Here is a 382-nt window from a genome sequence, read left to right as displayed (position 1 = left end):
GCCTGGACATCGCCCCGAAGACGCCGGTGACGGAGCCCGAGGCGCCGGAAGAGCCCGAAGGTGGCCTCTTCGAGGGCCTGCGCGACGGCGCGCTGCTGGACGCGCTCCAGGACTATGCGTCCGGCAAGAAGGTGGTCAGCTACAACGAGGCCCGCCGGCTGATGTTCTCCAGCCTGGACGTGAACGAGAACGGCAACGTCGTCTGCGTCTACACGGGCGCCGAGGTCAAGGGCGGCAAGATTCCCAACAACTCGGTGATGAACACCGAGCACACCTGGCCCCAGTCGAAGGGCGCCACGGGCGCGGCGAAGAGCGACCTGCACCACCTCTACCCCACCGACAGCAAGGCCAACTCCCGGCGCAGCAGCTTCCCGTTCGGCGA

At 67.8% G+C, this 382-nt stretch carries 1 protein-coding gene; it reads left to right on the top strand.

Features of this window, described 5'->3' with window-relative positions:
• The coding region (locus tag FJV41_RS51825; RefSeq protein WP_181791674.1) for an endonuclease at positions 1-382 on the top strand (382 nt) is incomplete at both ends.

This window comes from Myxococcus llanfairpwllgwyngyllgogerychwyrndrobwllllantysiliogogogochensis, from assembly GCF_006636215.1.
Classification (GTDB): domain Bacteria; phylum Myxococcota; class Myxococcia; order Myxococcales; family Myxococcaceae; genus Myxococcus; species Myxococcus llanfairpwllgwyngyllgogerychwyrndrobwllllantysiliogogogochensis.
The sequence above is the reverse complement of the archived record's forward strand: the minus strand, read 5'-3'. Positions and strand labels throughout refer to the sequence as shown.